Annotated in this window: 6 protein-coding genes; 4 read left to right on the plus strand and 2 right to left on the minus strand. The window is 40.6% G+C overall.

Features of this window, described 5'->3' with window-relative positions; genetic code table 11:
• The 4 genes from rbsC to rbsR all read left to right on the plus strand — a co-directional run bounded on the left by rbsC (nt 1) and on the right by rbsR (nt 3,883).
• A complete protein-coding gene (gene rbsC, locus LGZ99_RS20235; RefSeq protein WP_262979504.1) occupies nt 1–972 on the plus strand; it encodes a ribose ABC transporter permease in 972 nt (323 codons plus the stop codon).
• Between the two features lie 24 nt (nt 973–996).
• Nucleotides 997–1,887: a ribose ABC transporter substrate-binding protein RbsB gene (gene rbsB, locus LGZ99_RS20240; RefSeq protein ID WP_021325039.1), complete on the plus strand. Its 891-nt coding sequence runs from the start codon at nt 997–999 to the stop codon at nt 1,885–1,887.
• Between the two features lie 62 nt (nt 1,888–1,949).
• Nucleotides 1,950–2,879: a ribokinase gene (gene rbsK, locus LGZ99_RS20245; protein WP_262979505.1), complete on the plus strand. Its 930-nt coding sequence runs from the start codon at nt 1,950–1,952 to the stop codon at nt 2,877–2,879.
• Between the two features lie 2 nt (nt 2,880–2,881).
• Nucleotides 2,882–3,883, plus strand: coding sequence for a ribose operon transcriptional repressor RbsR (gene rbsR / locus LGZ99_RS20250; RefSeq protein ID WP_021325041.1), 1,002 nt, complete (start codon nt 2,882–2,884; stop codon nt 3,881–3,883).
• Between the two features lie 12 nt (nt 3,884–3,895).
• Here rbsR and mdtD read toward each other — a convergent pair whose 3' ends face one another.
• Both mdtD and LGZ99_RS20260 read right to left on the minus strand, forming a co-directional pair.
• Nucleotides 3,896–5,278 (minus strand): multidrug transporter subunit MdtD, encoded by a 1,383-nt coding sequence (gene mdtD / locus LGZ99_RS20255; RefSeq protein ID WP_036841026.1) that lies wholly within the window; start codon nt 5,276–5,278, stop codon nt 3,896–3,898.
• A gap of 69 nt (nt 5,279–5,347) precedes the next feature.
• Nucleotides 5,348–6,037 (minus strand): FadR/GntR family transcriptional regulator, encoded by a 690-nt coding sequence (locus tag LGZ99_RS20260; RefSeq protein ID WP_021325042.1) that lies wholly within the window; start codon nt 6,035–6,037, stop codon nt 5,348–5,350.
• Between the last annotated feature and the right edge of the window lie 153 nt (nt 6,038–6,190).

Here is a 6,190-nt window from a genome sequence, read left to right on the forward strand (position 1 = left end):
ATGAATTCGAACATATCACCGACATCTAAGCGTTGGTTTACTAAAGAGTGGTTACTGAAGCAAAAGTCATTGATTGCGTTGTTAGTATTGATAGCCGTAGTTTCTTCTCTTAGCCCAAATTTTTTCACGTTAAATAACTTGTTTAATATTCTGCAACAGACATCAGTCAATGCCATTATGGCAGTTGGGATGACATTGGTTATTTTAACATCGGGTATTGATCTGTCTGTTGGTTCATTGCTTGCATTGACAGGTGCAGTAGCAGCTTCATTGGTTGGTATGGAAGTTAATGCGCTGGTGGCTGTAGTGGGTGCTTTGGCTTTAGGTGCTGCGATCGGTGCTTGTACAGGAATAATCATTGCTAAAGGTAAAGTACAGGCTTTTATTGCCACTTTGGTCATGATGTTATTACTTCGTGGAATAACCCGCGTCTACACTGATGGTAGCCCAATAAATACAGGATTCAGTAATAATGCGGATCTGTTTGGCTGGTTTGGTATTGGTCGTCCATTAGGAATTCCTACTCCAATATGGCTGATGTTGATAGTTTTTGTTATTGCATGGTATCTCCTGCACCATACCCGTTTAGGTCGTTATATTTATGCTCTGGGTGGTAATGAATCGGCTACCCGTTTGTCTGGTATCAGTGTCGATAAAATCAAGATTATCGTTTACGCCTTATGCGGTTTACTGACGGCATTAGCAAGTATTATTGAAGTGGCCCGTCTTTCTTCTGCTCAACCAATGGCGGGAAGTGGCTATGAATTGGATGCTATTGCTGCTGTCGTTTTGGGCGGAACCCGTCTGGCTGGTGGTAAGGGATTAATTTCCGGGACTTTGATTGGCGCGCTAATCCTCGGTTTTTTAAATAATGGCTTAAACTTATTAGGTATTTCTTCTAACTACCAGATGATTGTTAAAGCAAGTGTAATATTGTTGGCCGTTCTGGTTGATAACAAAAGTGGTAAATAACCTCATCCTACAGGAAATAAAACAATGAGAATGAAGAAATTAGTCACAATTTTATCTGCTGTTGCACTAGGCGCGACTATAAGTGTAAATGCGTTAGCGAAAGATACTATCGCGTTAGTCATTTCTACACTAAATAATCCATTTTTTGTCGCTATGAAAGAGAGTGCTCAAAAAGAGGCGGATAAATTGGGTTATAGCCTAATTGTGCTGGATTCCCAGGATAACCCAGCGAAAGAATTAGCTAATGTTCAGGATTTGACGGTACGTGGTACGAAACTAATGCTGATTAACCCAACTGATTCTGATGCTGTAGGTAATGCCATTATCATAGCTAACAGTGCGAAAATTCCGGTAATTACTCTCGATCGGATAGCGAATAAAGGTACGGTTGTCAGCCATATTGCTTCTGATAACCGCTTGGGTGGTAAAATAGCGGGTGATTTTATTGCTGAAAAATTAGGGAATGAAGCCAACATTATTCAGTTAGAAGGTATTACAGGTACTTCTGCTGCCCGTGAACGTGGTGACGGATTTAATAAAGCAGCACAAGAACATAAGTTTAATGTGCTGGCTAGTCAGCCTGCTGATTTTGACCGTACCAAGGGTTTGAATGTTATGCAGAACCTATTGACAGCTCATCCGGTTATACAAGCTGTATTTGCTCAGAATGATGAGATGGCGTTGGGGGCTCTGCGTGCTTTACAGACAGCAGGTAAAAGAGATGTATTAGTTGTTGGCTTTGATGGCACGGAAGAGGGTATCAAAGCTGTTCAAGGTGGGAAATTAGGCGCGACAATCGCTCAACGTCCTGACCAGATTGGTATCGTTGGCATTCAGACAGCAGACAAGGTGCTGAAAGGTGAAAAAGTTGATGCTGTTATTCCTGTAGAACTGGAACTGGTTATTAAAAAATAAATCGGTATTACTGTGCTGTTGCTAATTGATGGTAACGGCATAATGGAAAAGGAATAGATTTAATGGGTACAGCAAAACTTGCAGTGCTTGGCAGCATTAATGCTGACCATATTTTGAATCTTGAATCGTTCCCTCGTCCGGGTGAAACGGTGATCGGGAAACAATACCAGATTGCTTTTGGTGGTAAAGGTGCTAATCAGGCGGTAGCAGCAGGTCGCAGTGGTGCTGATATTGCATTTATTGCTTGTGTTGGTGAGGACGATATTGGTTCTCGTATCTGCCAGCAGTTAGCAATGGATAATATTAAAACTTCTGGCATTGAAGTTATTGAAGGCGAAACAACCGGTGTAGCGCTGATTTTCGTTAATCAGCAAGGTGAAAATGTTATTGGTATCAATACAGGGGCTAATGCTGCACTGACACCGGAATATTTCTATCGCTACCAAAATATTATTGAAGAGGCGGATGCGTTATTAATGCAACTAGAGTCTCCATTGGAAACTGTACAGCTTGCCGCAGAGATAGCTAAACAAAATGATACGAAGGTAATACTTAATCCGGCGCCGGCACAAAAATTATCTGATCAATTGCTCTCGCTGGTGGATATCATTACTCCGAATGAAACTGAAACTGAATACCTGACTGGAATTACAGTAAAAGATGATTCAGGTGCGGAAAAAGCGGCTCAGATATTGCATGATAAAGGTATTGCAACAGTCATTATCACATTGGGTAGCCGTGGCGTATGGTTGAGTGAAAAAGGTCAGAAAGGAGAAATTGTTCCGGGATTTAAAGTTAAAGTTGTAGATACAATTGCGGCGGGAGATACTTTCAATGGAGCGTTCGTGACAGCTTTGCTGGAAGGAAAAACAATGTTATCTGCGGTACGGTTTGCCCACTCTGCTGCTGCAATAGCGGTAACCCGTCAGGGAGCTCAGCCTTCTGTCCCGTGGCGAAATGAAATTGATGCATTTTTAACTGAACAGGACTGACTGTGGCTACAATGAAAGATGTTGCCCGTTTTGCAGGCGTCTCCACTTCAACTGTGTCTCATGTTATTAACAATAACCGTTATGTCAGTGATGGTGTAAAAAAGAAAGTTAATGATGCTATTGAGCAACTAAATTATGCTCCATCGGCGCTTGCACGAAGTCTTAAAATCAAGCAGACCAAAACTATTGGTATGTTGGTAACAACCAGTAATAACCCTTTTTATGCTGAAATTGTAAGAGGGGTTGAAAGAAGCTGTTATGAACGTGGTTACAGCCTTGTCTTGTGTAATACAGAAGGTGATGCTAAACGGATGGATTACAGCATGGAAACGTTGCTGCAAAAGCGAGTAGATGGGCTGCTGATCATGTGTACTGAGAACCAGCACAATTCTTGTAATGTTTTGCGCCGTTATCCCCCTGTACCTATGGTTATGATGGATTGGTCTCCATTTGATATTGTTAGCGATGTTATTCAGGACAACTCCTTGTTGGGAGGAGAGATGGCCACCAATTACCTCATCCGCTGTGGTTTTAAGAAAATAGCCTGTATTGCAGGTCCGCAAGATAAAACGCCTGCTAGCCATCGGTTGGAAGGATATAAAAAAGCAATGGCAGATGCTGGTCTTGTTATTCTTGAAGGATATGAAATTTATAGTGATTTTGAATTTTCTGGTGGTTTTGAATCAATGCAAAAATTGCTGCAACATCCAGAGCTACCTGAAGCTGTTTTTGCTGGCAATGATGCAATGGCTGTTGGCGCTTATCAGGCTCTTTATCAAGCAGGGCTTTCCGTGCCGGATGATATCTCTATCATTGGTTATGATGATATCGACCTGGCCCCTTATATGATCCCACCTTTAACAACCATTCATCAGCCAAAAGATGAATTGGGAAAACTGGCTGTTGATACTTTGCTTTATCGGATGGATAACCCAGAGAGTGATCCTAAGTTGTTAGTATTAACTCCAACATTGATTGAACGTAACTCAGTTTCCCGTTCTTAAGTATTCTGTTTCTTACTTCTTGATCATATTATCTCCATCTTTCTTATGTAATAACAGGAAGGTGGAAGAAGAGAGTAAAGTGATTATTCCCACTGTAATAAAAGTGTTGTGGAAGTTATCGACGGTTGTTCCATCAGGTATGGACTCATAGAAACGGAGAATAGCTGCACTCGCTGCAACACCGAAACTAATAGACAACTGCTGAGTTACCGCTAATAAACTATTTCCTGAGCTGGCATTATTATCGGTCAGATCAGCCAGAGTAATAGTATTCATCGAAGTAAATTGAATGGACACGGCCATACCTAATAAGAAAAGTGGGATAACTAAAAGAACAACGGACATTTCTGGTGATTGCAGTGAAAATTGGGAAATTATTAATCCGATGATGACTGTTATGCTAACCAGAGTTTTACGATAACCGAAACGTGTTAATACATTAGTAACAAAAGATTTAGCTATAACAGAACCGATAGCTGTTGGTGCCATCGCCATCCCGGCAAGGATTGCTGAATAACCAAAACCAACTTGTAGCATCAGAGGCATCAGAAAAGGAATACACCCAGTTCCCAGGCGTGTAGCAATATTACCGATAATACCGATAGAAAATGTGCGAGTACGGAATAACTTTAGACTGATAAGTGGTTGAGGGTGTTTTCTGGCATGCATCAGGTAGCCAAATAATATCATAAAACCGCCGGCCATAACTATGAGAGGTATATAGCCTGGTAACGAACTCTCTCCCAGTAAATCCAAACTAACGGAAACCATGACTAAACTCAGTCCAAAAAGTATGAAACCGAAAAAGTCGAATGAACGCTTTGGCATTGTGAAATTAGGCATATGCTTTTTAGCATAAATAATTCCCAATAAACCAATTGGAATATTGATAATAAATATCCAATGCCAGGTAGCATAAGTGACTAATAATCCACCGAGCATAGGACCAAGAATTGGCCCTACTAATCCTGGCATGGTGACAAAATTCATAACGGGTAAAAGTTCACTGCGTGGATATGCGCGTAATAAAGCAAGACGGGCAACCGGCATCATCATTGCACCACCAATTCCCTGAATTACACGGGAAATAACCAGAAAAGCCAAATTACCTGACAAAGCACAGGCTAGGGAGCCTAAAGAAAATAAGGATACAGCAAAAATAAATACCCGGCGGGTACCAAAACGATCTGCTAGCCAGCCACTGACTGGAATTAGTAAAGCAACAGTCAGAGTATAGCTGACAACAGCAGATTGCATCGCCAGAGGTGAGTGTTCGAGGCTTTCAGCAATAGCGGGTAATGCTGTGTTGAGAATTGTTGCATCTAAAGCTTGCATAAAAAAAGCTATTGCAGCAATCCAGGGTAGCCCCGCCATATTACGAGCGGTTTTTACCATTAATCGTCCTGCTGTATTTATCTAACCAATGTTTGATTAGATATTAATCTAACACATTACTATATAAGATCATTCATGCTCTGTTAATAACTTTTGGCAAGCGAGAAGTGCTCTGCGACTGTCACCTTTGATGATTGAATCAACAATTGTTTTATGAGCTTCCAGTTGCACAACTTTGTCGGAAATAATAGCTTCGAAATAGTTCTGATAAACGGGGCGAAATAAGTTGGCAAAAGAACCTAAAAATGGGTTTCCACAGGATTTATAAATGGTGTGGTGAAACTGGTAATCAATATCTATCCATTTTTCCCGGTTAAAATTTTCTTTCAACAGATACATTTCATCTATGAGTTGTAAAAGCTGCTTCTTTTGCTCTTGTGTGGCATTTTTCGCAGCAAGAAAGCAAGCTTGTGGTTCTATTGCCAATCTTACTATATGGAAGTGTTCAATCACCTGGTTAAGATTATCACGATTCATCCACCACTTTAATAAATCCTGATCAAGGAAATTCCAGTGCATAGTTGGCATGATGCGGGTACCAATACGTGGGCGAGGTAATAGCATACCCTTGGCTGCAAGTATTTTTATCGCTTCGCGAACAGAAGTTCTGCTGACGTCGAACTGTTCAGCGAGTTCTATTTCACCAGGGAGGATGGTTTCAGTTTTATATTCACCAGACAAAATCTGTTGTCCGATTTTTTCAGCTAAAAGATAAGAAAGGTTTTTCTGGGAAGCTTTTCTTTGTTCTTTAAATTGCATAGTAGATTTGAACCTTTTCCCGCATTTATCCATTTATACTACTTTAGTTTAGGAATAATTACTGTCGATGACATCCGTTTTTGTGTGAAAAAAAAACAAAAACACACATTTTGTTGAAAAAATCCGCGAACGACAGTTTTTTTTAAATAAACG

Source organism: Photorhabdus temperata (genome assembly GCF_025384845.1).
Classification (GTDB): Bacteria; Pseudomonadota; Gammaproteobacteria; order Enterobacterales; family Enterobacteriaceae; genus Photorhabdus; species Photorhabdus temperata.